19 protein-coding genes are annotated in these 25654 nt (G+C 62.0%); 10 read left to right on the top strand and 9 right to left on the bottom strand.

The window, feature by feature from the left end:
• The first annotated feature begins 62 nt into the window (after nucleotides 1-62).
• On the top strand, nucleotides 63-2075 hold the full coding sequence (locus tag ET418_RS09905; RefSeq protein ID WP_149307443.1) for a molybdopterin oxidoreductase family protein: 2013 nt from the start codon (nucleotides 63-65) through the stop codon (nucleotides 2073-2075).
• Here ET418_RS09905 and selB read toward each other — a convergent pair.
• The 4 genes from selB to ET418_RS09885 form a co-directional block, all read right to left on the bottom strand.
• Entirely contained in the window at nucleotides 2072-3982 is a 1911-nt protein-coding gene (gene selB / locus ET418_RS09900; RefSeq protein WP_149307442.1) for a selenocysteine-specific translation elongation factor, read from the bottom strand. The two genes, ET418_RS09905 and selB, sit on opposite strands and share 4 nt — an antisense overlap.
• A 256-nt stretch (nucleotides 3983-4238) precedes the next feature.
• Nucleotides 4239-4943, bottom strand: coding sequence for a response regulator transcription factor (locus tag ET418_RS09895; protein WP_149307441.1), 705 nt, complete (start codon nucleotides 4941-4943; stop codon nucleotides 4239-4241).
• Between the two features lie 13 nt (nucleotides 4944-4956).
• Nucleotides 4957-5892 (bottom strand): sensor histidine kinase, encoded by a 936-nt coding sequence (locus ET418_RS09890; RefSeq protein ID WP_149307440.1) that lies wholly within the window; start codon nucleotides 5890-5892, stop codon nucleotides 4957-4959.
• Nucleotide 5893: 1 nt separating this feature from the next.
• Nucleotides 5894-6814 carry a metal ABC transporter substrate-binding protein gene (locus ET418_RS09885; RefSeq protein ID WP_149307439.1) on the bottom strand — a complete coding sequence of 307 codons (921 nt, stop codon included), beginning with the start codon at nucleotides 6812-6814 and terminating at the stop codon, nucleotides 5894-5896.
• Nucleotides 6815-6912: 98 nt separating this feature from the next.
• On the opposite strand from ET418_RS09885, the gene ET418_RS09880 reads away from it, so the two are divergent.
• The gene (locus ET418_RS09880; RefSeq protein ID WP_149307438.1) at nucleotides 6913-7401 is read left to right on the top strand and encodes a hypothetical protein; all 489 of its coding nucleotides are present in this window, start codon (nucleotides 6913-6915) and stop codon (nucleotides 7399-7401) included.
• A 98-nt stretch (nucleotides 7402-7499) separates the two neighbouring features.
• Here the strand turns inward: ET418_RS09880 and ET418_RS09875 are convergent, their stop codons facing one another.
• Nucleotides 7500-10028 carry a helicase C-terminal domain-containing protein gene (locus tag ET418_RS09875; RefSeq protein WP_275937953.1) on the bottom strand — a complete coding sequence of 843 codons (2529 nt, stop codon included), beginning with the start codon at nucleotides 10026-10028 and terminating at the stop codon, nucleotides 7500-7502.
• Between the two features lie 282 nt (nucleotides 10029-10310).
• Here ET418_RS09875 and mtnA point away from each other — a divergent pair, with 282 nt between their 5' ends.
• Genes mtnA through ET418_RS18540 form a run of 3 tightly spaced genes read left to right on the top strand, consistent with a single transcriptional unit; the run spans nucleotide 10311 to nucleotide 14798 of the window.
• Nucleotides 10311-11351 carry an S-methyl-5-thioribose-1-phosphate isomerase gene (gene mtnA, locus ET418_RS09870; RefSeq protein WP_149307437.1) on the top strand — a complete coding sequence of 347 codons (1041 nt, stop codon included), beginning with the start codon at nucleotides 10311-10313 and terminating at the stop codon, nucleotides 11349-11351.
• A gap of 3 nt (nucleotides 11352-11354) precedes the next feature.
• Nucleotides 11355-14525, top strand: coding sequence for a bifunctional [glutamate--ammonia ligase]-adenylyl-L-tyrosine phosphorylase/[glutamate--ammonia-ligase] adenylyltransferase (gene glnE, locus ET418_RS09865; RefSeq protein ID WP_149307436.1), 3171 nt, complete (start codon nucleotides 11355-11357; stop codon nucleotides 14523-14525).
• Between the two features lie 18 nt (nucleotides 14526-14543).
• Nucleotides 14544-14798 (top strand): GSU3128 family (seleno)protein, encoded by a 255-nt coding sequence (locus ET418_RS18540; RefSeq protein WP_274596130.1) that lies wholly within the window; start codon nucleotides 14544-14546, stop codon nucleotides 14796-14798.
• Between the two features lie 45 nt (nucleotides 14799-14843).
• On the opposite strand, the gene ET418_RS09850 is transcribed toward ET418_RS18540, so the two are convergent.
• The 3 genes from ET418_RS09850 to def are packed head-to-tail and all read right to left on the bottom strand — an operon-like array spanning nucleotide 14844 to nucleotide 17112.
• Entirely contained in the window at nucleotides 14844-15641 is a 798-nt protein-coding gene (locus tag ET418_RS09850) for a DUF116 domain-containing protein (RefSeq protein WP_149307435.1), read from the bottom strand.
• Nucleotides 15641-16600, bottom strand: a complete 960-nt coding sequence (gene fmt / locus ET418_RS09845) for a methionyl-tRNA formyltransferase (RefSeq protein WP_149307434.1) — start codon at nucleotides 16598-16600, stop codon at nucleotides 15641-15643. Before fmt ends, ET418_RS09850 begins: the two co-directional genes overlap by 1 nt.
• Nucleotides 16597-17112: a peptide deformylase gene (gene def / locus ET418_RS09840; protein WP_149307433.1), complete on the bottom strand. Its 516-nt coding sequence runs from the start codon at nucleotides 17110-17112 to the stop codon at nucleotides 16597-16599. Before def ends, fmt begins: the two co-directional genes overlap by 4 nt.
• Before the next feature lie 165 nt (nucleotides 17113-17277).
• Between def and ET418_RS09835 the strand changes: the two genes are divergently transcribed.
• Entirely contained in the window at nucleotides 17278-17463 is a 186-nt protein-coding gene (locus tag ET418_RS09835; RefSeq protein ID WP_149307432.1) for a hypothetical protein, read from the top strand.
• A gap of 19 nt (nucleotides 17464-17482) precedes the next feature.
• Here the strand turns inward: ET418_RS09835 and ET418_RS09830 are convergent, their stop codons facing one another.
• Nucleotides 17483-18328 carry an HDOD domain-containing protein gene (locus tag ET418_RS09830; RefSeq protein ID WP_149307431.1) on the bottom strand — a complete coding sequence of 282 codons (846 nt, stop codon included), beginning with the start codon at nucleotides 18326-18328 and terminating at the stop codon, nucleotides 17483-17485.
• 181 nt (nucleotides 18329-18509) lie between these two features.
• Between ET418_RS09830 and ET418_RS09825 the strand changes: the two genes are divergently transcribed.
• The 4 genes from ET418_RS09825 to ET418_RS09810 all read left to right on the top strand — a co-directional run bounded on the left by ET418_RS09825 (nucleotide 18510) and on the right by ET418_RS09810 (nucleotide 25626).
• Nucleotides 18510-20453, top strand: coding sequence for a tetratricopeptide repeat protein (locus ET418_RS09825; protein ID WP_149307430.1), 1944 nt, complete (start codon nucleotides 18510-18512; stop codon nucleotides 20451-20453).
• Between the two features lie 95 nt (nucleotides 20454-20548).
• Nucleotides 20549-24103, top strand: a complete 3555-nt coding sequence (locus ET418_RS09820; protein ID WP_149307429.1) for an alpha-amylase family protein — start codon at nucleotides 20549-20551, stop codon at nucleotides 24101-24103.
• On the top strand, nucleotides 24042-24797 hold the full coding sequence (locus ET418_RS09815; protein ID WP_149307428.1) for an NADH-quinone oxidoreductase subunit B family protein: 756 nt from the start codon (nucleotides 24042-24044) through the stop codon (nucleotides 24795-24797). The genes ET418_RS09820 and ET418_RS09815 overlap by 62 nt, the downstream gene beginning before the upstream one ends.
• A 4-nt stretch (nucleotides 24798-24801) precedes the next feature.
• Nucleotides 24802-25626 carry an AAA family ATPase gene (locus ET418_RS09810; protein WP_149307427.1) on the top strand — a complete coding sequence of 275 codons (825 nt, stop codon included), beginning with the start codon at nucleotides 24802-24804 and terminating at the stop codon, nucleotides 25624-25626.
• The last annotated feature ends 28 nt before the right edge of the window (nucleotides 25627-25654 follow it).

Raw genomic sequence — 25654 nt, 5'->3', positions numbered from 1 at the left:
CTGCACAAGAAAGAAAATCCAAGTATAATATTTTATCCCGCATATCAGGAAGGAAAATCTCCATGAGCCCCAACATTGTTCGTTCCGTCTGCCCCTACGACTGTCCCGACGCCTGCGGTTTGCTGGTGGAGGTGGAGGATGGCCGTGCCGTGCGTGTCGCCGGCGACCCCGACCACCCCATGACCCGCGGCCTGCTCTGCCCCAAGATGCATCACTACGAGCGTACGGTCCACTCGCCGCGCCGCCTGACGACCCCGCTGATGCGCACCGGTCCCAAGGGGGAGGGGCGCTTCGAACCTGTTTCGTGGCCGGAGGCGATCGAGCGCATCTGCTCCTGCTGGAAGGGGCTGATCGCCAGCTACGGGGGGGAATGCGTCCTCCCCTATTCCTATGCCGGCACCATGGGGCTGGTGCAGAGGAACAGCGGGCACCCCTTCTTCCACAAGCTGGGGGCCTCGCGCCTGGAACGGACCATCTGCTCCCCGGCCAAGGACGCGGGGTGGAAAGCGGTCATGGGGGACACCCCCGCTATGGAGCCGGAGGAGGTGGAGCAGAGCGATCTGGTGATCCTGTGGGGGATCAACGCCAGCGCCACCAGCATCCACGCCATGCGGGACGTCCAGGCGCCGCGGCGGCGCGGCGCTCGTGTCTGGGCCATCGACACCTACCGCACCCCGACCTGCGAGGCTGCGGACGAGGCCTTTATCGTGCGCCCCGGCGGCGATGGCGCCCTGGCCCTGGGGATGATGCACGTCATGGTCCGGGACGGCCTGGCGGATCGAGAATTTATCCGGGATAACGTGCTCGGCTTCGAGGAGTTCGCCGAAAAGGTGCTCCCCGATTGCACCCCGGAGCGGATGGCGGAGGTCTGCGGCCTGCCCGCCGCTGTCATCGAGCGCCTGGCGCGGGAGTTTGTGGCTGCAAAGGCCCCCTTCGTCCGCCTGGGGAGCGGTCTCTCCCGCTACGGCAACGGCGCCATGACTGTCCGCACCATCGCCTGCCTCCCCGCCGTCAGCGGGGCATGGCAGCGCCCCGGCGGCGGCGTGTTTCCCGGCACCTCCACCGGGGGAGCCTTCCCCCTGCACCGGATCACGCGGGAGGAGTTCATGGAGCGGCCGACGCGCCTGGTGAGCATGAACCAACTGGGGAGTGCGCTGACCGAACTGGACGACCCGCCCATCATGTCCCTCTACGTCTATCACTCCAATCCGGCTGCCGTGACCCCCGACCAGAACGCCGTCATCAGGGGGCTTGAGCGCAACGACCTGTTTACGGTAGTGCATGAGCGCTTCCTGACCGATACGGCCCGCTATGCCGACATCGTCCTGCCGGCCACCACGTCCCTGGAACAGCCGGACCTGTACCGCTGTTACGGCGGCTACCATAGTCAGCGTTGCAGCGCAGCCATACCGCCGGTGGGGGAGGCCAAATCCAACTGGGAGGTGTTCTCGCTCCTGGCAGCCGGCATGGGATGGGACGAGCCCTTTTTCAGGCTGTCGGCCGACGATCTGGTTGAACAGTTGCTTGACTTCGACACCCCATGGCGGGATCGGGAGACGACCCAACGCCTGCGGGATGGGGAGCCGGTACTACTAACGCCCCCCTCGAATCCCAAAGGGGACTGGAAGACCCCCTCCGGCAGGATCGAGATCTTGAACATCCGGGAGCCGGAGCCCCTGCCGCGCCTGCTCCCCACCCATGCCGCAGGTGACGGCTTTCCCCTGTGGCTGCAGCCGGCAACCACCCCCTATGCCCTCAATTCCAGCTTTTACGAGCAGGACGACCTGCGTGAGAAACAGGGGCCTGTGGCGTTGCGGATGCACCCGTTGGATGCGGCTGGGCGGGGGTTGTGTGACGGCCAACGGGTGACGGCCTACAATAATCTCGGCGAGGTGGCGTTTGTCCTCAGGGTGACGGATTGGGTCCCCGCAGGGACCGTGGTCACGGAAGGGGTCTGGTGGCGGGAGTTCTGCCCCGGCGAGCGGGGGGTGAACGCCCTGACGTCCCAACGCCTGACCGACGGTGGCCGGGGGAGCACGTTGTACGATGTGGCGGTGGAGGTGCGGGGAGGTTAGCGTTTCCGTAGCACCCGCTTATCCCCCACCCGGATGGTCAGCTTCTCGCTGTCGAAGTATTCCAACAGCGGGATGAGAAATTTGCGCGACAGACCGGTCTGTTCCCGGTATTCGGGCGGGGTGATCTCCCCCTTGGCCTGGATGAGGGCCACCAGCTTCTCCCGCAGGCCGTTCAGGGCCGGGGCGGCATAGAACAGGTCGCTGGAGATGCGCACCGCCTCTCCCTTCCTGACCAAGAGGGCCAGGTTGTCGCGAACGGTCTTCTCGTCGCAGCGGAACCGCTCCATGGTCTCCTTGATCGTCGGCGGCTCGTTCCCCTTTTCCCCCAGGAACGTTGTGATCTTTCCGGCCAAGCTGTCGCTTGAGGTGGAACTCTGCACCGCCCGGCCGGCCGGTTTCACGATATCCCGGTCGGAGATCAGGGCGCCGTCCCGTTCCATGGCCGACAGTACCGGGGTGAAGAAGCGCTGGTCGCTCCTCTTGGGCAGACGCGTCTTGAGCTCCTCTTTGCCCATCCCCTCCCTGAGCGGATTGGCTGCCAGAAAGGCGGTGACCTCCCCCAGCAGACCGCTCTTCAGGGTCGCAAACGCCTCCCGTGACAGAAAGGTGCGTGGCTCCCGGATCACCTGGAGGATTTCCCCGGAGGTGAGCAGCCCGGACAGGGCTGTTTCGGCCGCTTTGCGCGGGATGCCGGAACGGAACAGGATCTCCTCGAAAGCGATCCCCGAGAGCAGGCTTTGGCTGACGAGCAGGGCGCAGATGCGCTGGTGTTCTTCGCTTCCCAGCACCCCCAGCAACTGGAGTGCCTCGTCGCTGCGCCGGCGTCGGCGGGGAGGAAAGGGGTCCAGCACCAGGCCGCCCCCCACCGTTGTGGCGGGAGAGGCGACCCGCAGAATGTAGCTGTCCCCCGGCAGCAGCAAGGCCGGTTCCTTGAGGCGCAACTGCACGAACGCGCTCTCCCCCGGCAGCAGTGTGTCCCGGTCCAGCAGGATCACCTGGGCCGGCACTTCGTAGGTGGCGGAATGGAGCCGCAGGGTGGCGCGATGTTTCAACTCCCGCGGCGCCGAGGCCAGATGGTCCAGGCGCGCATCCACCGTCCGGGTCGCCCGGAAGACCCCCCGAGGCACGAGCACGTTGCCCCGGTGCACCTGATCCAGGTCCACGCCCTGCACGTTCACCGCCAGGCGCTGTCCGGCCATCCCGGTATCGACCTTGCTGCCGTGGGCCTGGATGCCGCGCACCCGTCCTTCCCGGCCCGAGGGGAGCAGTTCCAGTTCGTCGCCCACCCTGATCTCGCCCGAGAGCAGGGTGCCGGTCACCACCGTGCCGAAGCCGGCCATGGTGAAGACCCGGTCCACCGGCAGGCGGAAGTGCCCTTCCCGCCGTTTTTCCGCGCTCAGTTCCGCCAGTCTGCCCAGTTCTGCCTTCAGCGCATCCAGCCCCTCGCCCGTGCGCGCCGAGACCGGTATGATCGGCGCGTTTTCCAGAAAACTGCCGGCCGTGAATTCCCGCACCTCCTCGGTGACCAGGGCCAGCCACTCCGGGTCCACCATGTCCCGCTTGGTCAGGGCGATCAGTCCGCTCTTCACTCCCAGAAGCCGCAAGATGTCCAGGTGCTCCCGGGTCTGGGGCATGATCCCCTCGTCGGCGGCGATCACCAGCATGACCAGGTCCATCCCCCCCACGCCGGCCACCATGGTGCGCACGAATTTTTCGTGGCCCGGCACGTCCACGATGCCGAAGCGGATGCCGCCCGCTAGTTCGAGGTGGGCGAATCCCAACTCGATGGTGATGCCGCGGGCCTTCTCCTCCTTGAGGCGGTCGGTGTCGATGCCGGTCAGGGCCTTTACCAGCGAGGTTTTGCCGTGATCGATGTGCCCGGCGGTGCCGAGAATGAGATGTTTCATGGGATTTCCTTCAGGAGGTTGTTGAAAAACAGCCATCTCGTCGCCGTCCTCGAAGTCCCTTTTGTGACTGAGGCCTTTGGCCTCACCCTTCGGGCGCCTTCGCGGTCCAATTCCACGAGTGAAATTGTGCGGCGTAGCGCTGCTACGCCTCCGCAAGGCCTTCTGCGGGTGCGGCGATCTGACTATTTTTGAACAACCTGAGTTTTCCAACAGTCTGCTAGGATTCAGTCCCGTGAGGGGGACGGGAAAAGGGGTGTTATGCCTGCCGGCTGAAGCGGTAGCCCACCCCGCGCACGGTCTGGAAATGGACCGGTTTGCCGGGGTCGGGCTCGAAGTACCTGCGCAGGCGGACGATGAAGTTGTCCAGGGTTCTGGTCTCGGTGTCGCTGGTGTAGCCCCAGACCGACTGGAGCAACTCGCCCCGCGGGATGATCTCTCCCTCCTTCTGAAAGAAGAGCGCAAGAACGCGCACCTCCATCTCGGTCAGATCGATCTCCCCCTGGGCGGTGCGGGCGCGGTAGGAAAGCGGAAACACCTCGTTGGCCCCGAAGCGGTACCCCTCCTCCACCGGGTCGGGGCGATACCAGGACGACCGGCGCAGCATTCCCTTCACCCGCAGCAAAAACTCCATCAGGTTGAACGGTTTGGTCAGGTAGTCGTCGGCCCCGTTCTCCAGCCCTTCCACCCGGTCGCTATCCTCGGAGCGGGCGGTCAGCATGAGGATCGGCACGCGCGGGTCCAGTTTGCGCACGGCGCGGCAGACCTGGAAGCCGTCCATGCCGGGCAGCATGACGTCCAGGATGATCAGATCGAAATGTTCCACCTCCAGGGTGACCAGCGCTTTTTCGCCCGAGTCGAAATGGCTGACGCGGCAACCCTCCTCCTCAAGGTTGAAACAGATGCCGCGGGCCAGGTGGATCTCGTCCTCGACAAGCATGATGTGGGGTTTATCGTTTGTCATACTCTGCATATCCTCAAGCAGCGGGGATTTTGATGGTAAAGGTGCTTCCTTTGCCAAGCCCTTCGCTTGTTACGCCGACCGTTCCTCCGTATCCCTTGATGACCGACTGGACGATATAGAGCCCCAGCCCGGTCCCCCGCACATATTCGTCGGTCTGGCGGACGCGGTAGAACATCTCGAAGATTTTTTTCAGTTCCTTATATTCCAAGCCACGCCCACAGTCCCTGACCGAGAGAATGAGATGAACCCCTGCTTTGCTGAGTGTTACGGAGATATCGGGGGACTCGGGCGAATAGAGTTCGGCGTTTTCAAAAAGATTGCGCAGCACCATGCCCATTTCTTCGGGATCGACGGAGGCCTTGAGCCCCGCCTCGGTTTCCAGGGAGATATTCCCCCCCTGGGCCAACCTGTTGCGTTCCCGCTCCACATGCTCTTCCAGGAGTGCCGAAATATCGGTCAGGCGCCGCTCGGGCGGTTTGCGGCGCTGTTCCAGGCGCGCCGCCATGAGCAGGTTGTTGATCAGGTAGTGCAGGCGTTCCGTATCGGCCAACATGGTGCCCACGAAGTTGTCCAGCTTTTCCTCGGACGGTCGTCTCAGGCGGATGGTTTCGAGGTGGAGCTGGATGGAGGCCAGGGGCGATTTCAGTTCATGGGTCACCTGGGAGATGATGTTACGCTGCTGGGCGTAAAGGTTCGACTGGCGGTTCCAAAAGTGGAAGATGACGTACACGCCGACCAGTATGGCCACCAGCATGGCCAGCCCCTCGACCATGACCGGCCAATTGTACCCCTGGCCCAACAGCTCCGGGCGGTATTTCTCCGCCAGTTTGCGAAACTCGCGGTGCTTGCCGATGAACCAATAGATCCAGCAGACCACCAGGGTGATCCAGACCACCTGGACGGCGATCAGCGCCATGACCGGATTCAATATGCGTCGGAGGAGTCGCATGTCAGTGGAACGCCATGAGCAGTTTTTTGATGTTGACCTGCATCAGCTCAAGATAGCTGCCGTTCATCATATCCGGATGTTCGTTTCCCATCACCCCCAGGGGCACCAGGGCGGCGTCGATCCTTTTGGCGATCTGCGTGAGCGGTCGGGTAGGGGGGCGGTGGTTGCGGAAGATCAGGTGCACCCCCGCCAGCCTGCCCCTGGCGATCATCCGCGACATCCTTTCCGCGCTGATCTCTGTCCTCTCATCGGGCACGACCACCTCCACAGGCATCAGGCCATAGCGGTTGAAGAGAAAGCTCCAGGCCCCGGTTTGGGCCATAAAGGGTTTGGGAGGCATCTGCGCCAGCAGGGCTCCGGTTTCGTTATCCATCTTTGAAAGTTCAAAGAAGAAGCGGCGGGAATTGCGTTTGAAGTCCGCCGCCCGCGCGGGGCGTAGTTCGACAAGAGCCCGCAGTACGGCGGGAGCGATGCGGTCGCGTACGATCCGCGGGTCCAGCCAGACGTAGAGTTGCGGGATGGAGGGACCTCCGGCAACAGCCGGTTCCCGCGACCTGGCAAAGCGGTTCGCGACGGCAAGATCCTCCTGACGGGCGGCGTTGATGACCGGCACGTTTGCTCCGACTGCCGCGATGAGGCGGTCGCTCCAGGGGTCTCCCCCCTCCCCGATACGGATGACCAGTTCCGTCCCTTTCATTTTTGCCAGGTACCCTTCGCGAAAGACGTATTCGGAGGGGTACATCCCGGGCGCGAGGACGGTGGACACCACCACATGCCGCCCGCCGATCTTGCGGACAATGTCACTCAAGGGGGATACCGTGCCGACCACCCTGATCGGCCCATCGGCCGCCGAAGCGGCAAAGGGGAGAACGGTAAGCCAGAGGATCACGATCGTGATCGTTCTGAGCGATGTTACCACCATCTGACAGCTCCTTATGAAGGCTTGCGTATAACCGTGTTATTCTGTTATAAACTCAGGGCGCCGCCAACGCAATCCATTATTACCACCGGGGAGAATAAATGACCATGCTCAATCCCGATGTAAAGCGGGTTCACCGCACCATGATTGTTTACCGCGTTGTCCAGGTTGTGCTGATTGCCCTGTTGGGATATATGGCGTTCAATTTCCAGAGGCTCTTTGCCCTGCGCGGCCGGCCGGACCAATTCATCACCAGTATCGTCACCGCCATCGTGGTCCAGTTGATCCTGATCTATCCGATTTACCGGCTTGCCTGGCGCGACGCCGGGATCGAGATCGAGGGGAGCGTGCCCGGCCTGTCCAGCGAACAACTGGCCGCGTTGCGTAAGAGACGCCTGATGGGCGACCTGTGGAAATCCTGCGCCGTCATCTTTTTTCTCACCTTCGTCGTCATGGCCCCCGATCAGGCAAAGGCGAAGGCGGCGCCGCTGGTGCTTTCCTGTACTCTCTTCTCGTTCCTCTTCGCCTGCCTGTCCTACTTCCAATGTTTTAATTTCAGTGTCAGGAAGCGTCTGAAACAGGCGGAGTGACCGGGACGCCCTGAGAAGGATCGCGGCGGCGATATCGCCATGCTGTATCCCCTTGCCGTGCGCAGCAACCACCTTGCGCGGTGGAATCGGCTACGCCCTTACGAGGCGGGCTCGCCAAAAAACACCGCCATTTTTCTGAAGACCTCCTCCGTAGTACCTTTCACCAGCGCCGTATCGGGCAGAGAGCGCAGAAAAATCCTGCCGTAATTCTTGGTGGTCACCCGCCGGTCGAGGATCAGCACCGCGCCGCGGTCATCCCTGCTACGGATCAGGCGACCGAACCCCTGGCGGAATTTGATGACCGCCTGGGGCACGGAAAATTCGCGGAACGGATCGCCGCCGGCGGCCTGGATTTGTTCGGTGCGGGCCTGTTGTACCGGCTCGGTCGGCACCTGGAAGGGGAGCCGGGCGATGATCACCAGTCTGAGCGCCTCCCCCTTGACGTCCACCCCCTCCCAGAACGAATCGGTGCCGAACAGTACGGCATTGTTCTCTTTGCGGAAGCGGGAGAGCAGGGCATGGCGGCCGGTTTCGCCCTGTTTGAGGGCCACCAGCCCAAGTCTGGCCAGTTCCGGGGCCAGGGCGCCGTGGACGCGGTTGAGCAGGTCGTAGGAGGTGAACAGGATAAAGGCCCCCCCTTTTGAGATGGTCACGGCTTGCAGGATGCGTTCCTCCAGCGCCTGGCGAAACCCGGGCGCGGTCGGCTCGGGCATGTCCTCCGGGATGCCGGCGAAGACCTGGGAGGCGTAGTCGAAGGGAGAGGCCAGACGCAGTTCTCCCAGGCGCTCAGGCGCCAGAAGGCCAAAGCCGGTACGTTTCTTCAGGTAGCCGAAATCGCCCCCCACGGTCAGGGTGGCCGAGGTGACGATGATGGTCTTGATCCGGTCCAGGATGGTCTCCTTGACCTGGCCCGAGATGTCCAGCGGGGCGGCGCAGAGACGAGCCTGCACGCCGCGGTGGCCGGAACGGGCCTCGATCCAGCGGCAGTAGCCTTCGGCATCGGAGATGAAGAACAGGAGGCCGTCGGCCATGGTCTGGAGGCGCCCTTCGATGCCGCCGGCATCCAGCAACTGGTCGGCCATCTTCTCCCGCAGCTTGTCCGGAAGGTCTTCGCAACGGCGCAACAGGCTGCGCAGGGCCGAGGTGTAGTCGTTCACCGCATCGGCCAGAGCGTGGGCCCGTTGGCGGCATTCCTGCCAGAAAGCGCCCTGCTCCAGGGTCTGCGTGATCCGCAGCTTGCGCTCCCGCCCCCCTTCGCCCCCTGCCTCCCGCTCAACGGCCAGGGCCAGCCAATCCATGCTCTGCTCGGTCAGGCCGGTCAGGTCGTGGGCCTTGGGAAGCAGGTGGCTCTCAAGCAGGGCCGACAGTTCGGTATAGAGCGCCTCCATGGTGTCCGGCAGATCCCGGGCCAGGCGGGCGGAGATGATGGTCAACAGGCCACTGCGGTTGGCCTTCGGGGGGACCAGTCGGTACAACTGGCGCAGGATACCACCGCGGGATATTATCAGGGAGAGGTGGTTGGTGGCCACATCCTCCAGGTGGTGCCCTTCGTCGAAAATCAGGCGGGTGAAGGGGGGGAGGATGGCGGTGGCGTCGTAGCCGGTCTCCTTGCGCAGGACAATGTCCGACAGCAAGAGGGCATGGTTGACCACCAGCACCTTGGCGGCCGAGGCATCGCGCCGGGCCCGGTAGAAGAAACAGCGGTTGAAATGCTTGCAGCGGGAGCGGCTGCACTGGTCCGCCTCGCAGCAGACCTCCTCCCAGGTACCTTCCCGCGGGGTGAAGGCCAGATCGCTGCGGCAGCCGTCCTGGCAGCTTTTGCTCCATTCGATGATGGCGGTCAACTCCGCCGCCGCCTCGTCCGGGAACAGGGAGGGCTCGGCCTCGGCGTTTTCCAGCTTGCGCAGGCAGGCATAGTTGCCGCGCCCCTTAACCAGCACCGCCTTGAATTCCATCGAGGAGTTGCGCGCCAGAAAGGGGAGGTCCTTACGGATCAACTGTTCCTGGAGGTTGATGGTATTGGTGGAAACCACCACCCGCTGGTTGTTGCGCACCGCCCAGAGGATGGCGGGCACCAGGTAGGCCAGGGATTTACCGGTTCCGGTGCCGGCCTCCACCAGGACCACCCGGTCGTGGTTGAACGCCTCGGCCACGGCAAAGGCCATCCGCACCTGTTCGTCCCGCTGCTCGTACCCCTTGAGGTGAGCCATCATGCCGTCCGGCGCAAAGACCCGGGCGATCTCGTCCAGGGAGAGCAACTCCCCCTTTTTCTCGGTAAAGGGGGATACCACCTGATAGCAGCGCGTGCAACCGTTGTCGATGATCGCGAAACCGATCCCCTGGTTGCCGGCCACCGAGGCGATGTCCATGTCGGCCCCGGAGGGGGTCAGGTCACCTGAGGGGTGGTTGTGGATGACCACGTCGCCGCAGGCCGCACGGGTGAGGATGGCCGGTACGGCCTGTTTGCTGCCGCGGGCGATGGCCTCAACCTCAAAAACGATGCCTTCGATAGTGGCCCGGCCGATGAAAAAGACCTCGTTGCCGGCGGCCGCCTCTATCTCGTGGCGCATCAGCAGCAACGCGTCGTCGCTGAAATACTTGTGCATGGGGGTATGGACTTCTTTCATACAGATTTTATCAAGTTTAGCAGCGCTGCCGGGGAGCGGCAAGGAAAAAGGGTGCGGTGCCCGGTTGAAATGATTGCCTGAGTCCGGGCCTCCGTGATACATATATCAAGCGGTTGCACTATTGTACTAACAGACTGCTGAAAAACTGAGGTTGTTCAAAAATAGTCAGATCGTCGCACCCGCAGGAAGTCCTGAGGAGGCGTAGCAGCGCTACGCCGCACGAAAGGGCTTTCGAGGACGGCGTCGAGATGGCTGTTTTTCAACAACCTAAAGGAGCTTTGTATGTCCTTCCGCACCATCGAGTGGCGTGACAACGCCGTGATCATGATCGACCAGACCCGTCTGCCGGGGGAAGAGGTCTACAATACCTATGAGGATTTTAAATCCGTGGCCGAGGCCATCAAGGGTATGATCATCCGGGGAGCCCCGGCCATCGGTGTTGCGGCGGCCATGGGGGTCGCCCTGGGGGCGCGGGAGATCATCGCCGATACCCATGAGTCCTTTTTTCGCCAGTTGGAGAACGTCTGCGAGATCATGGCCCGCACCCGTCCCACGGCGGTCAATCTGTTCTGGGGCATCGAGCGCATGAAGCGGGTGGCCGAGGCCCACCGCGGCAAGAGCCTCGATCAGATCCGGGAGGCGCTCAAAAAGGAGGCCATCCGCATCGAGGAGGAGGACCTGACCATCTGCCGCAATATCGGCAAATGGGGCGCCACCCTGATCCCCCAGGGGGCCACGATCCTGACCCACTGCAATGCCGGAGGCCTGGCGACCGCCGGCTACGGCACCGCCCTGGGGGTGATCCGGGCCGCCCATGAGGCGGGCAAGAATATCAAGGTTTTTGCCGATGAAACCCGACCCTGGCTACAGGGGGCTCGACTGACCGCCTGGGAACTGGTGAAGGAGGGAATCCCCGCCACCCTGATCTCCGACAACATGGCCGGGTTTTTCATGAACCGGGGCGAGATTACCTGCTGTGTGGTGGGGGCCGACCGGATCGCCGCCAACGGTGACACGGCCAATAAGATCGGCACCTATTCGGTGGCCGTGCTGGCCAAAGAGAACAACATTCCGTTCTATGTGGCCGCGCCGATATCGACCTTGGATCTCTCCCTGAGCGACGGCAGCCAGATTCCCATCGAAGAACGCCACAGGGACGAGGTAACCCACATCAAGGGTATTGCCATCGCCCCGGCGGGGGTCAGTGTGCGCAACCCCGCCTTCGACGTTACGCCGGCCCGTTACATTACCGCCATTATCACCGAAAAAGGGATCGTCAGCGGTGATTACCTCTTCGGGCTCAGAAAGGCCGCGGGTATCTGACCTATGCACGTGGAACGTTTTTCCCATGAGTTCAGCCGCATCATGGGCCTTGCCGACCAGGGCGACCGGGCACGGGCGCTAGCCTCCTTTCTGGAGTTCCACGGCTATCTCCACGGTGAGCGTTCGGCAGAAAATGCCATCCTGTCCGGGTCGCACTTTTCCGTCGACGCATTGCACCGCATTATTGTCGGCTCGCTTTTGACCCCTTTGCCCGACATGGCGCTCAACGCCTTTGAACGCCTGACCGGCGTCATCCCCACCCAAGACTTGGCCGAAGTTGCCCAGCGCCGAAAGCGTCTGGGACAATTCATCCAGGTGTGCGGTTCCTCCCCGTTCCTGGTCAACCTGATCTACAAGACCCCCGCCACATTCCGCTGGCTGTTTCTGGAGAACGCCGTCGATCTTGCCCGCAAGGATGGGGAGATGCTGGCCACCCTCCGCTCCCGGGTGGATGAGGGGACCGATTTCACGGAACTGCTCAGGGTGTTGCGCTGTTTCAAACGGGCCGAGATCCTGCGGATCGCCGCGCGCGATCTGAACGGCCTGGCCTCCCTGGAGGAGGTGACCGGCGAACTTTCCAGCCTAGCGGCCGCGTCGCTGCAGGTGGCCTACGAGGTCTGCCGCCGTTGTCTGATCCGGGAGTACGGTATCCCTCTGGTGGAGGACGAAGACGGCCTCCGGGAAGCGGAGATGACCGTGATCGGTATGGGCAAGCTGGGGGGGGATGAACTGAACTTCTCCTCGGACATCGATATCATCTATTTTTATGAGTCGGACCGTGGAGAGACCAGTGGCATAGAGAACGGCCCCGGTGTGAGGAAGGGGGTTGTCTCCCTGCACACCTTTTTCAACAAACTGGGGGAGATGATCAGCAAGGCGCTCTCCCTGGTTACCGAGGATGGCTTCGTCTTTCGGGTGGACGTGGGGCTGCGACCGGAGGGCAAGTCCGGCGATATGGCGATTTCCCTGCGTTCTGCGGAGATCTACTACGAATCCTGGGGCCAGTCCTGGGAGCGTACGGCCATGCTCAAGGCGAGGCCGGTGGCCGGTTCCCTGAAACTGGGCAATCAGTTGCTGAAGATGCTCCAGCCGTTCGTCTACCGCAAATACCTCGATTACAACCTGATCGAGGATATGAAGAACATGAAGCAGAGGATCGATGCCTCCCTGGCCCGCTCCATGGAGGGGGAGGCCAACCTCAAGTTGGGGCGTGGGGGGATACGGGAGATCGAGTTTTTCATCCAGGCCCTGCAACTGGTCTATGCCGGCAAGAATCCCCATCTGCGGGAGCGTAATTCACTCAAGGCGTTGGACACCCTGCTGGCGGCGCACCTGATCACGGACGACGACCATCGCAGACTTTCCGAGGCCTACCGTTTTCTCCGCACGGCCGAACACCGTATCCAGGTGGTTCAGGAGCGCCAGACCCATAATCTACCCGCCAAAGAGGAGGAGTTGGAGGCCCTGGCCCGCCGTTGCGGTTTTCTGCGCCCCAACGGCCCGGAACGATTTATGGAAACCCTGGAGGAGCATCGCAGTAACGTATCCTCCATCTACGGCAATCTGTTCCTTTCCCGCGACGAGAAGCTCAAACAGGATGTGGACCCCAAGGTGCTCCTTTTCCTCGATGCCAAGGCCGATCCCGACTTGGTCAAGGATATGCTGGCCGAGCGCCGTTTCGAGGACGTGGAGCGTGCCTACGAGAACCTCCAGGCGCTGCGGCGCGGTCCTGAGAGCGGCAACCTCACCGAGCGCGGCCGCCGCACCCTGGAAAAGATCGCTCCCCTGCTGTTACAGGAGATCTTCCTGTCGCCCGACCCCGATATGGCCCTTGCCAACCTGGAACGTTTTCTGGCCATCATCGGCACCCGCTCCTCCTACTATGCCCTGCTGGCCGAAAATCGTGAGACGCTCAAGCTGCTGGTTTCACTGTTCGGCATGTCCGAATTCCTCTCCAAGATCCTGATCAGCCATCCTGAACTGCTGGACAGTATGGTGGCCCGCAGTTATGCCTCCACGCTCAAACCTCGGGAGATGATGGACAGGGAACTGGTGGGCCTGCTGGAGCGGTCCGACTATTTCGAAGAACAGTTGGACGTGCTGCGGCGATACCGCAACGAGGAATTTCTGCGCATCGGCTTGAACGATATCCATGGCAAGCTGGGCCAGGGAGAGGCCACTGCCCAGTTGACCGTGCTGGGCGAGGCCTGCCTGGGGGCGGCCTACCGCCTGGCGGTGCAGGATCTGAAGCGTTTCGGCCGTCCGATGTTCCGCTTCGAGGGGAACGATGCCGAGGCGTCCCTGGCGGTGATAGCCATGGGCAAGCTGGGGGGAGGCGACCTCAACTATCATTCCGACTTGGACATCATCTTCGTCTATGATCGCCAGGGTACCACGAACGGTGAGAAACAGATCTCCAACCACGAATACTTTGCCAAACTAGCCCAAAAGATCATCTCGATCCTGAGCATGCAGACCCGCGAGGGATATGTGTACAAGATCGACACCCGCCTGCGACCGTCGGGCAACGCCGGACCGCTGGTCACCTCCCTGGATTCATTCCTGGAATATCACCGCAAGGAGGCGCAGATATGGGAACGCCAGGCGCTTACCAAGGCGCGGGTGGTGCTGGGAAACGAGAATCTGGGGGTCCAGTTGCACGACGTGATCCGTCATACGGTCTACGGGACCTCGATCGATGACGAGGGACGCCGCGAGATCCATCGGCTGCGGATGCGCATGGAGAACGAACTGGCGCGGGAAAAGGACGGCAGCTACAATATCAAGACCGGCCGGGGCGGCATCGTTGACGTGGAGTTCGTCACTCAGTATCTGCAACTCAAGTACGGGTGCCGGTATCCTGAACTGCGCACCACCAGTACCTTCGTGGCCCTCAGGGAGATCGGGGGGCTGGGCCTTGTGCCGGAAAACGGCGCCGAGGTGCTGCTCTCCGGTTTCACCTTCCTGCGCAAGCTGGAAAATCGCCTGCGCATCATCCACGACTACTCGGTGAACGATCTGGCCGGGTCGAAAAACTACCTGAACAAGCTGGCCCGGCGCTTGGGCTATGATCCTGCCCTGAAAAACCCGGGCGCGGCGCTGATCAGCGATTACGAGGAGATCACCGGGAAAATCCGGGACTGCTACGCCCGGATCCTGGGGGAATTGGCGTAACAAGGAGAGGGGGAAGCCATGAACATCCGCAAGAAGTTCCTTGACTATGAGTACGAAGAGGTGCTGGACGGCCGCACGCGCGAGCTGATCCGTGTGGGATGCGCCATCGCCGTGGGGTGCCCCACCTGACTGAAGAAGCACTTCGCGGCCGCGAAGTCCCATGGCGCTACGGATGCGGAACTCCGCGAGGCGATCGCCTACGGCGCGATAGCCCCCGGTGGCAGGGCCAAGAATTTTGCTCTGGACATGCTGGCGGAGATAGAAAAGGAATAGCAAAAGATACGGGCGGGGGAGGTCTCCGCCCGTATCTTTTATGTATCAGGCGGTTTTTGAAGCTGGCTCTTCCTGGAGGATCACCTGGCTCAACGCCTCGTCGATTTTGTTGATATCGACGGTGGTATTGAAACAGGGGCCGAAAGGGCGGTCGTTGAGGATACCGATTACCGGCAAGGGATAACAGTCCTTGATGCCGGAGGTGAGGTCACGTTCGCAGGCCACGGCCAACACCAGTTTCGGGCGCTTCTCCACGATCACCTTGCGGGCCAGTGTGCCCCCGGTGGCCACGGAGATGTCCACATGGTATTTTTTGCCGATGCCCACCAATCCTTTGATGTCGCAACGGCCGCACTGTACGCATTTCTTGATGTCGCCCGTGACCTTGATCTCGCAGTCGAACAACTGGATGCAGTGGGGGAGCAGCACCAGGATGCGGTCGGGCTTGACCTTCTGGCGCTGGGAGATGACCAGGCTGTTGTTCATGGCGATGAAGGACTGGCGGATGCTGTCCTTGTCGAGCCCCAGCCCCCGGCCGACCAGTTCGATCATCGGCAGGAGAAACTTGATGACCACCAGGCGCATGAAACGGGTGAAAAAGATATCCTTGCCCAGGGCGGTGGTCAGCACCAGCAGGCCGGTCCCCAGGATGGCCACCCCCGAGAGCGCCGCCACGACGATGCCGACGATGTGGGGTAGTTGGGGGTGGATGTTGGCAAGGCCGCGATTGGGGACCCACCAGGCAAGAAAGGTCAGGCCGACCACGATCAGGCAGGTGAAGCCCATCAGGGAGATGAACAGGCGTTTGCGGGGTGGGGTGGTGGTCCCTTGTGTGTCGGTCATTACGGTGTCTCTCCGCCACTGGTTTCTGTCCCAAGCAGGGAGCCTTCCGAAACCGGGTAGCCGGCCAGGAAACTGGCAGCATCCAAGCGCTTTTTCCCTGCCGTCTGCAATTCCTCTATAATGATGCTCCCGGCCAGGCAGGCAATTTCGAACGCGCCTTTGGCCGCCCGCAACACCGTGCCGGGTTGGCCGCTGCCGTTACCGACCCGGGTGCGGTAGATTTTGAGCACATGGCCGTCCATGAAGGTATAGGCGCCGGGCCAGACGCTCAGGCCGCGCACCTGGTTGTGGATGGCGCGGGCGTCGCGGGACCAGTCGATCAGGCCGTCTTCCTTCTTCAGCATGGGGGCGTAGCATGATGCGGCATTGTCCTGTTCCCGGGGCGGTATGGAGGCGGTCTTGAGCCCGTCCAGGGTCTCGGCCAGCAATTGCGCGCCCATTACGGACATGCGGTCGTGGAGAGCGGTGATATTCTCGTTCTCGTCAATGGGGGTGGCCCGGGAGAGCAGCATCGGGCCGGTATCCAGGCCGACATCCATCAGCATCGTCGTAACGCCGGTTTCGCTCTCGCCGTTGACGATGCACCAGTTGAGGGGTGCGGCCCCACGGTACCGGGGCAGGAGCGAAGCGTGAACGTTGATGCAGCCATGGGGGGGGATTTCCAGGAGCGCCTTGGGAAGAATCTGCCCGAAGGCCACCACCACGATCACATCCGGTTCGAGCCGGAGGATCTCTTCGATGAAGGCGGGGTCGCGCACCTTGAGGGGTTGGTACACCGGGATGCCGTGACGCTGCGCCACTTCCTTTACCGGCGGCGGCATCAGCTTCTGGCCGCGCCCTTTGGGCCGGTCCGGCTGGGTGACCACTGCCAGCAGGTTTTCGCCGCGGTCGATGAGGACCTGCAGTGTGGGGCACGCGAATTCGGGAGTCCCCATGAAAATTATCCGCCAGCCGGTCATTTGTCGCCCCTTTTCTCTTCGGCGGCTTTGCGGAACTTGCGCTGGAACAGGTCGCGCTTGAGCGGGGAAAGGTGATCGACAAAAAGAATTCCGTCCAAATGGTCGATCTCATGCTGGAAGGCGATGGCCAGCAGATCTTCCGCCCGCCAGGTTTTTTCGTTTCCAGCCGGATCCAGGCCCTTGACCACGACGCTGGCATGCCGGCGGACATTGGCGGAGTAACCCGGAACGGAAAGGCATCCCTCCTCTTCGTAGGCTTCCCCCTCGGCATGGACAATGACCGGGTTGATTGCTACAATCAATGCCGGCGGTTCGTCCTTGGCGGAGACATCGATCACCACGATGCGCTGGTGTACGCCGATCTGCGGGGCGGCCAGGCCGACCCCCGGTGCGTCGTACATGGTTTCTGCCATGTCCTTGACCAGTTGCTGGATGGAATCATTGATCACGGTGACGGGTGCCGACTTCTTTTTGAGTTCGGGATTGGGATAGGTGAGAATTGTACGGATCATAGACATCCTTGCGGCGTGTTCGGTATGCTCGGCGCCATCGTGGGGCGCTGCCTGAGTTGAGAGTTTAGAGACTCAGCGACTATTTTGACATCATATAAAATATAACGATACTATTTCAGAGGAAAAAAATCAATTTATCATCTTGGTCGACGGCGTGGGGGAGATATGACGGATTCGGTCAGGGGTATCAGCGGGGTGAAGGAAACCGGCAGGAACAGCTCCCAGGGCGGGGGCGTCCTCAAGCGGGGAAAAGGGGTGGGGCACCGGAATGAGCCTGAAGAGGACCGTGTCGATATTTCCAGGGAGGCCAGTGAAAAGGCGCTGGAAGAAAAGGCGGGGAACGGTCCCTGAAGCGTTTCCGGTGCCTTTTCTAGCTGAAGAAGACCTTGTCCCGGTTGAATGACTCCACGAAGGTTTCCAGAAGGAAATTCATCTCTTCCTCGTCGATGTTGAGAATGATGGCGGGCGGTGTTTCGTGGAGAGAAATCTCCTCCGGTTCGCGCATGCCCGCTCCAACCCGGTGGCAAAAGAGATTTGCCAGCCCGACGACACTGGTCAGGCGCATTTGATAGGGGTCCTCGTCGTCGGCGAAATCAAAGGTGTGATGTTTCTGGACCGCCTGCATGAGGATCGTGGGGAAGTTCCATTTTTTGATTACCAGTGCCCCTACATCGGCATGGCTGTAAGGATAGACCTGTCGTTCGGCCTCCAGGAACGATATTCTATCATTATAGCATTTCTGCATGACGGCCTGGAACTGCTGGCTGTCCATGGTATTCATGATGATCTTGCCGATGTCATGGAACAACCCCCCCAGGAATGCCTCCTCCTCATTCACCAGTCGGGTTACGCCGGCAATGATGCGGGCGGCAAGGCCGGCGCCGAAGGAGTGTTCCCACAGCATCTTCTCGGTCAAGCCATAGGGTTTGTACACCTGTTTGACCGAGGCTGCTACCACGAGGCTCTTCAAGGTGCTGAAGCCTAAGATCATGATGGCGTGGGACAGCGTCTGAATCTGACGCTGGCACCCGTAAAATGAGGAGTTGGAGATCTTCAGGACGCGGGCGGCAACGGCTGGGTCGGCCGCCACGATCTTGGCCAACTCTTCCGATGTGGTGGTTTCGCTTCCGATAAGCTGCATGACCTTGGTCGCAACCACCGGGATGGTGGGCAGGTCGCTGGCATTCATGATCAACGTCTCTAGTTCTTGATTCATCTCTCTGCTCCTTAATGCGTACCGGCTGCGGGCGTGTGCGGTCGGCAGGTCTCACACGCGGAGAATTATTGCATAAAAATGTAAATAATCAAAGATATTTGCCTAAATAATTGAATTTTGAACGGGCGCCATGTATAATCCGCTCCCAATACATCGATCTTGCCAAGGACAATCCAAGAACATGCCAATGATTCGCTCATATCTTGCCCTGCCCTGCGCGGTACTCATGCTGACCGGTTTCACCTGGGGGTTCGGGGCCGACAAATGCCCCAAGGCCCTGGAACTTACCGGGCAGTTGGGGGCGCTTCGCGATGAAGCCCAGGTGCGTCAGGCCGAGGCGGAGATCCTTTCCATCTGCCCCGACGGCGCCGCCGGTCATTACGTCACTGCCCTGCAGTTAGAGCGGGTCGGCAATCTGGATGGCGCGATTGCGGAGTATCGCAAGGCGCTGCAGCTGGAACGGTCTTTCCCCTTGGCAAGCGGCAATCTGGGGCTCTTGTACGCCCAGAAAGGGATGAACGACGAGGCCTCGGTGGAGTTGGCCCGCGGCCTGGCGACGATTTCCAATCCCAAATACCATAAGGCCATGGCCCTGATCCTGGCGGAGCGCAAGGTTTACCCGCTGGCCATCTATCACTTCAATGAAGCGGGCCGCGAACTGACCACGGACGCCAGCGTGTTCACCGGCCTGGCGGAGATCTACGTCGCCATCGGCCAACAGGCTAAGGCGCTGGAGGAGTATCGCCGGGCGCTCCAGGCCGATCCGAATTCCGAAAAGGCCCATATGGGCATTGCCGCCATCCATCTGGAGCGCAACGATCTGAACAAGGCGCTGGACGAACTCAAAAAAGGTTCGCTGTCCAGCCCGCAAAATCGCGAGATCCATCTGATGATGGCCGATATTTATACGAAAAAGGGCGATAGCAAACAGGCCGAGTATGAAAAACTCCTGGGGGGCAAAGGCAAACCGGCCCCGGCCACTCCACCCGCCCCGGCCATTGTCCCGCCCCCGCTCGCTTCCACGGCACCTGCCGTTGCCAAGCCGGTTGTCGAACCCCGCCCCAAGGCAGAGTTGGAAAAGGCGATCGAAAGGTTGAAGACGACCATCAAGGATCAACCCGATGCCGTGGCGGCGTACGAAGAACTCGGCAATTTGTACCGTTCCGCGGGTATGGATAACGAAGCCATTGCGGCCTATAAGGAAGCGGCCTACCGCAACAGCACCAGCAGTGACGTGTACCTCAATCTCGGCATTCTCTATGAAAAACAGGATATGCTGGACGAGGCGGTGGTCGCCTACAAGCAGGCTGTTCAGATCAAACCGCAGAACGCCGACGCCAGGCTGCGCCTGGCGGATATCTACCTGAACCGTGGAAGCAACGCCCCGGCGGTGGAGCAGTACGGCGAGTTCCTCAAGCTCAAGCCGAACAGTCCCGATATCCAGCTCAAATTGGCTCGCCTCTTTGCCCGCAACAAGGAAACGAATCTGGCCATCGAAGGGTATCTGGCGGTGCTGAAGCAGTCGCCCGACAACGTGGACGCAAACCGGGAGATTGCCGCCCTCTACAAGACCAAAAGTTTGAACGACAAGGCCATCGAGCATTACAAAAGGGTGCTGACGCAACAGAAAGACGACGTGGAAACACGCAACGCCCTGGTGTCGCTCTACGTCAAGGACAAGCGCTACGATGAGATTACCGACCTGCTCAAGGGCACGGCGGAACTCTTCCCCGATGACCCCAACAACCATTACAAGCTGGGCCTGATCTACGATTTCAAGAAAGACTATGAAAACGCCATTGCCTGCTATAAAAAGGCCCTGGCGCTGAAACCGGACCACGCCCGCTCTCTTAACGCGCTGGGACGCCTCTATCTGAAGACCGGCCGGCTCACAGAGGCAAAAGTGGCACTCGAAGCGGCCAAAAAGGCCGATCCCTCCCTTGAAGAAGCCTCGGTGCTGTTGAACAATATCCGTGACGAGTTCAGCCCGGAACCGCGAAAAATCAGCAGCAAAATCAGCGGCAAGAGCAAGAAAATCAAGGCCAAAAAGACAAAGAAGACGAAAGCGTCCAAGAGCGGCAAGTCCACAAAAACGGAAAAGAGCAAAGCCAAGAAAAAGCATTAGCACTCATGTTGCGTTCATCGGTTCGGCGGATTACGGGCAGTCCCGTTCCGCCGTTCCCGCCGCCGTACCCCTCACGCTCACGGCTGGACACAGATATGACTGAACTGAGCAGCGCGCTAGCCTACTTCCCCCGCACCATCCAGATATCCGCCCAATATTGGCGCGACCTCGACCTGGGAGCGCTTTCGCAACTCATCGCCATCCGCGGCATCCCCGCCGTCATGTTTTACCGCCAACTCGCCTTCAAGCTGAATCGCGGCAAAGGTTCCGCTGCGCCGCCGGTTTCCGCCGGCCATCTTGTCCTGTACGCCATGCTGCTCAAGGCCTACCGCCATATCATCGACGTCTATGGGGAGCGCGCAACACCGGGGGTGATGGTGGATGCCCTGCAACGCGGGGGGTATGATCCCGCCGGGGCTGGAACGGTGGCAACCTTGGAGCGTTTCGTGGCGCTCTTCCCGCCGGACGATGTCCTGCAAGGCGTGCAGCAGAGCGACGAGTGGCTTGGTGCCGCCGGTGAAAGGGGGCGCCGCCTGGTCCTGCGGGAACTGCTGCTGCTCAGGCTGGCCGCCCAAAACCCGGCCCTCGACAGCTTTCGCCCTCTCCTCGACGACCGGGTCCTGGCGAATGAAACCGCGTACCCGGCCATGGCCGCCGGCATGCAGACCGCCCTGAAACAGGGTCCTCTTCTGGCTGAGTTGCGCTGTACCCTGGGCGAGGCATTATGGGCGCCCATCAGTTCGGCCCCCACCTCGCTCGCCGGCCAACTCGGCTTTATCCGCACCCAATGGGCCAAGCTGCTGCCGCCGGAACTGCTGGAAGAGGTGGCGGTCGCCTTCGATATCCTGGTTGAAGAGGAACGGGAGTGGGGCGGTGCCGGGGAGCCGGGACCGCCGCCGGTTCTGGAGTTCGGCCGGGCCGGTCATCAGGGGCAGGCTGGGGGCAGTTCGGTCTTCGGCGGCTATGATTACCCCGAGTACGAGGGGTTCTCGCCGGATGCGGACTGGATGTCCAACGTGGTGCTGATCGCCAAGATGGTCTATGTCTGGCTCGACCAGCTCTCGAAGCAGTACGGCTGGCCCATCACCCGCCTCGACCAGGTGCCGGACGGGGAGTTGGACCGGCTGGCGGCCGCTGGCATCACCGGGCTCTGGCTGATCGGGGTGTGGGAACGTTCGCCGGCCTCCCAGCGTATCAAACAGTTGTGCGGCAATTCCGATGCCATCGCCTCGGCCTATTCCCTGTACGACTACGAGATCGCCGCGGATCTGGGGGGATGGGATGCGCTGGGCAGCCTGCGGGAGCGGGCCGGCCAGCGGGGCATCCGCCTGGCCAGCGACATGGTCCCCAACCATACCGGCATTTATTCCCGCTGGGTCATCCAGCACCCGGACTGGTTCGTTCAGACCGATTATCCCCCGTTTCCCACCTATCACTTCAATGGCGATGACCTGTCCCGTTCGGGCGACGCCTGCATCCAGATCGAGGATGGCTACTGGACCAAGACCGATGCCGCCGTGGTCTTCCGGCTGATCGAACACGCCACCGGCCGCATCCGTTACATCTACCACGGCAACGACGGCACCAGCATCCCCTGGAACGACACGGCCCAGCTCAACTACCTGATTCCCGAGGTGCGGGAAGCGGTCATCCAGACCATCCTGCATGTGGCCCACAATTTTCCGATCATCCGTTTCGACGCCGCCATGACCCTGGCCAAGAAGCACTACCAGCGCCTCTGGTTCCCGATCCGCGGCCTGGGGGGCGGTATCCCGTCCCGGGCCGAACACGGCATGAGCCGTGAGGAGTTCGACGCCCTCTTCCCGGTGGAGTTCTGGCGCGAGGTGGTGGACCGGGTGGCGGCCGAGGCGCCCGGCACCCTGCTTTTGGCCGAGGCCTTCTGGCTGATGGAGGGCTATTTCGTGCGGACCCTGGGCATGCACCGGGTCTACAACAGCGCCTTCATGAACATGCTCAAGATGGAGGAAAACGCTAAGTACCGTCAGACCATCAAGAATGTCCTGGAATTCAATCCCGAGGTGCTCAAACGCTTCGTCAATTTCATGAACAACCCGGACGAGAAGACCGCCGTGGAGCAGTTCGGGGCCCAAGGCAAGTACTTTGGCGCCTGTGTGCTGCTGGCCACCATGCCGGGGCTGCCCATGCTCGGCCATGGCCAGATCGAAGGCTTCCACGAAAAGTACGGCATGGAGTACAAACGGGCCTACTGGGACGAGGCGGTTGACGCGGGGCTGGTGCGCGGCCACGAGATGTGGATATTCCCGCTGCTGCGCCGGCGCTGGCTTTTCTCCGGTGCGGAGAACTTCGTGCTGTACGATTTCTACGCCGGCCAGGCGGTTGACGAGAATGTCTTCGCCTATTCAAACCGGGTGGGCGAACAGCGTGCGTTGGTCCTGTACCACAACCGGTACGCCAGTTGCGCGGGATGGATCAAGGATTCCGCCGCGTTTGCCGTCAAGACCGACGGCGATGCCGCCGAACTGCGCCGGACGACACTGGGCGCCGCCCTCGGCGTTACGGCGGACGATCATCTCTATTACGCTTTCCGCGACCACACCCAGGGGCTGGAGTATGTGCGTAGCGGCCAGGAACTGGCGGGCAAGGGGCTCTATGTGGAGCTTGGCGAATACCAGTTCCACGTCTTCATGGATTTTCGGGAAATCCGCGACGATGGAGAGGGAAGCTGGCGGAATCTCTGTGCGTCCCTGGGCGGCCGCGGCGTGGAAAATCTGGAAGACGAACGCAAACAACAGCGTTACGCCTCCCTGAATGCCGCCTTCCGGGCCCTGCTGCAACTGGTCCCGGTGCCCAGGGAGAGCGCTGTTCCGGCAAAGTCGGCCGATGTGGCGCGGGCCGCCCAGCGTTTCCTGGCGGTCCTGCATGCCCACCTGGCTGGGGGCGTGAGCGGGGCTGATGCCGTGCTGAAGACCGTAGCGGTCTGGCACGAGTTCATGACGGCCTTCACGGCGCTGAAACCCGCTGCCAAGGCCGCCCGGTCAGCGCATGCCGGGCTGGTGGGACTGTTGGATGCCCCCGTGGGCGCCCGGGTGTTGTTGGGGTGGCTGCTCCTGCGAGATGCCGGGGCGGAGTGCCTGGATACCTTTGGGCTCGATTGCACCCTGCGCCGCACGTTGGAGGAGGATTCGGGCCGGGAGGGAGCGCACCGTGCCGCTCAACTCCTCGGAGCCTTGCTGGCAGAGGCCGCCCCGGATGGCCTCGGACAGGTCGGGGTGCCACTGGCTGCCATGGCGAGAGCTTTTTCCTCCCCGGCCTGCCGTGATTTCATGCTGGTTCACGAAAGCGGCGGCGTCGAGTGGTTCAACAAGGAGCGCTTTGAGGAACTGGCCGCATGGCTCACCGTGATCGGCCTGGTGGAATTGGCCTTGCAACGGCCGGCCAGCCGCACCGTCTCGGCGTGGTTGACCGCGGCCGGCCGGGAACGGGAGGCCTGTAGCGCTCTGGCCGCCCATGCCGGCTACCGCAGCAACCTGTTTCAGCAATTATTGGAACCGACGCTGAAAACCGGCGCTGGAACTCCGGCAAAACGAGACAAGGGAAAGGGCGCTGATGCTCAAGGCGACGCTCGAGCGCATACGTCAAAAACATCGGACGACACGCTACCCCGCTGAGCCGGCGTCCCTGCCGGAGCTGTTCCGGGGGTATCCGCAGCTCGACCCGGCCAGGTGCCCGCCCGGCTGCACCTGCTGCACCGAGGCCTGCCCGGTGGCTGCCATCTACCACGCCAACGGTCTGGCCGTGGACTTGGGCAAATGCCTCTTCTGCCCCGAATGCGAACGGGCCTGCCCCACCGGCGCGGTGCGCTTCACCGCCGACGAAAAGCTGGCCACGTCGGAACGTGAGGACCTGGTGGTCCGGGAGGGGGAAGAACGTCGGCTGGCCCATGACCTGGGCAAAGAGTTGGTGTCCCTGTACGGCCGCTCCTTCAAGCTGCGGGAGGTGAGCGCCGGCGGCTGCAACGCCTGCGAGGCCGACACCAATGTGCTCTCCACGGTCGGGTACGACCTGGGGCGTTTCGGTATCCAGTTCGTGGCCTCGCCGCGTCATGCCGACGGCATGTTCGTCACCGGGCCGGTTACGGAGAACATGCGCATCGCCCTGCTCAAAACCTGGGAGGCGATCCCCGGCCCCAAGGTGCTCATTGCCGCCGGGGCCTGTGCCATCGACGGCGGCCCGTTTCACGGGCACCACGAGGTGCATGACGGGGTCGATACCTTTCTGCCGGTGGATCTCTACATCCCCGGCTGCCCACCCCATCCCCTGACCATCCTGGACGGGTTGCTGCGGCTGTTGGGGAGGAGATAGACCGATGAAGCAGACGACCATAGACGGTATTGCCCTGAACCTTGCCTCGCCGGTGAACCTTACGCTGAAATGGGTGGGGCAGGAAGAGTTGCTCACCCAGTTGCTGGCGGCCTGGATGGTGATCGACGCACGGGACATCCCCTTCAATCCCCGCCTGGTGGGGCGGCCGGGGGTTGGGAAGACCACCCTGGCCTATGCAGCGGCCCTGCGTCTGGGGCGGCCGGTCTATCTCTACCAGGCCACCATGGATACCCGGCCCGAAGACTTGATCATCTCGCCGGTGATCAGCCCGGACGGGAAGATCCAGTACGCCGCCTCGTCCCTGGTTTCGGCGATGCTCGCCGGAGGGGTGCTGATCCTGGACGAGGGGAACCGCATGAGCGAGAAGGCCTGGGCCTCACTGGCGCCGCTCTTGGATGACCGCCGCTACGTGGAGTCCATCGTCACCGGCCTGCGCATCCCGGCGGCCCGGGATTTTCGCATCGTCGTCACCATGAACGAGGACTCCTCCACCTTCGAGGTGCCGGAATACATCCACTCCCGGCTCCAGCCCCAGATCTACATCGACTTTCCGGCTGCCGACGAGGAGTTGCTGATCCTCAGGGAGAACCTCCCCTTCAGCAGCGGCCGCATCCTCCAGTACGTGGTGGATTTCCTGCAGCGCGCCCATGCCGCCGATGAAGCCTATTCCGTGCGGGACGGCATCAACATCGCCCGCTACGCCCTCAAGATGATGCGCATGCAGGGCACGGAGGCGGTGGAGCTGCTCCCGCTGGCCGTGGAGCGGGTGCTGGGGGGCGAGGCCCTGGAATACCTGGATCGTCCCTGACGCATGCCGAGTTTCCTGCATTCAACCT

This window comes from Oryzomonas rubra (assembly GCF_008369015.1).
GTDB lineage: Bacteria > Desulfobacterota > Desulfuromonadia > Geobacterales > Pseudopelobacteraceae > Oryzomonas > Oryzomonas japonica.
Note: the sequence above shows the minus strand (reverse complement) of the source record. Positions and strands in the feature narration are given on the sequence as shown.

Bases quoted from the DNA above. Each gene is read 5' to 3' on its own strand.
- ET418_RS09810 (WP_149307427.1), top strand. From the start codon at position 24,802: ATGAAGCAGACGACCATAGACGGTATTGCCCTGAACCTTGCCTCGCCG.
- ET418_RS09895 (WP_149307441.1), bottom strand. From the start codon at position 4,943: ATGACAAACGATAAACCCCACATCATGCTTGTCGAGGACGAGATCCAC.
- ET418_RS09815 (WP_149307428.1), top strand. From the start codon at position 24,042: ATGCTCAAGGCGACGCTCGAGCGCATACGTCAAAAACATCGGACGACA.
- ET418_RS09835 (WP_149307432.1), top strand. From the start codon at position 17,278: ATGACGGATTCGGTCAGGGGTATCAGCGGGGTGAAGGAAACCGGCAGG.
- ET418_RS09875 (WP_275937953.1), bottom strand. From the start codon at position 10,028: ATGAAAGAAGTCCATACCCCCATGCACAAGTATTTCAGCGACGACGCG.
- def (WP_149307433.1), bottom strand. From the start codon at position 17,112: ATGATCCGTACAATTCTCACCTATCCCAATCCCGAACTCAAAAAGAAG.
- ET418_RS09820 (WP_149307429.1), top strand. From the start codon at position 20,549: ATGACTGAACTGAGCAGCGCGCTAGCCTACTTCCCCCGCACCATCCAG.
- ET418_RS09880 (WP_149307438.1), top strand. From the start codon at position 6,913: ATGACCATGCTCAATCCCGATGTAAAGCGGGTTCACCGCACCATGATT.
- ET418_RS09905 (WP_149307443.1), top strand. From the start codon at position 63: ATGAGCCCCAACATTGTTCGTTCCGTCTGCCCCTACGACTGTCCCGAC.
- selB (WP_149307442.1), bottom strand. From the start codon at position 3,982: ATGAAACATCTCATTCTCGGCACCGCCGGGCACATCGATCACGGCAAA.
- glnE (WP_149307436.1), top strand. From the start codon at position 11,355: ATGCACGTGGAACGTTTTTCCCATGAGTTCAGCCGCATCATGGGCCTT.
- ET418_RS09850 (WP_149307435.1), bottom strand. From the start codon at position 15,641: ATGACCGACACACAAGGGACCACCACCCCACCCCGCAAACGCCTGTTC.
- ET418_RS09885 (WP_149307439.1), bottom strand. From the start codon at position 6,814: ATGGTGGTAACATCGCTCAGAACGATCACGATCGTGATCCTCTGGCTT.
- fmt (WP_149307434.1), bottom strand. From the start codon at position 16,600: ATGACCGGCTGGCGGATAATTTTCATGGGGACTCCCGAATTCGCGTGC.
- ET418_RS09890 (WP_149307440.1), bottom strand. From the start codon at position 5,892: ATGCGACTCCTCCGACGCATATTGAATCCGGTCATGGCGCTGATCGCC.
- ET418_RS09825 (WP_149307430.1), top strand. From the start codon at position 18,510: ATGCCAATGATTCGCTCATATCTTGCCCTGCCCTGCGCGGTACTCATG.
- mtnA (WP_149307437.1), top strand. From the start codon at position 10,311: ATGTCCTTCCGCACCATCGAGTGGCGTGACAACGCCGTGATCATGATC.
- ET418_RS09830 (WP_149307431.1), bottom strand. From the start codon at position 18,328: ATGAATCAAGAACTAGAGACGTTGATCATGAATGCCAGCGACCTGCCC.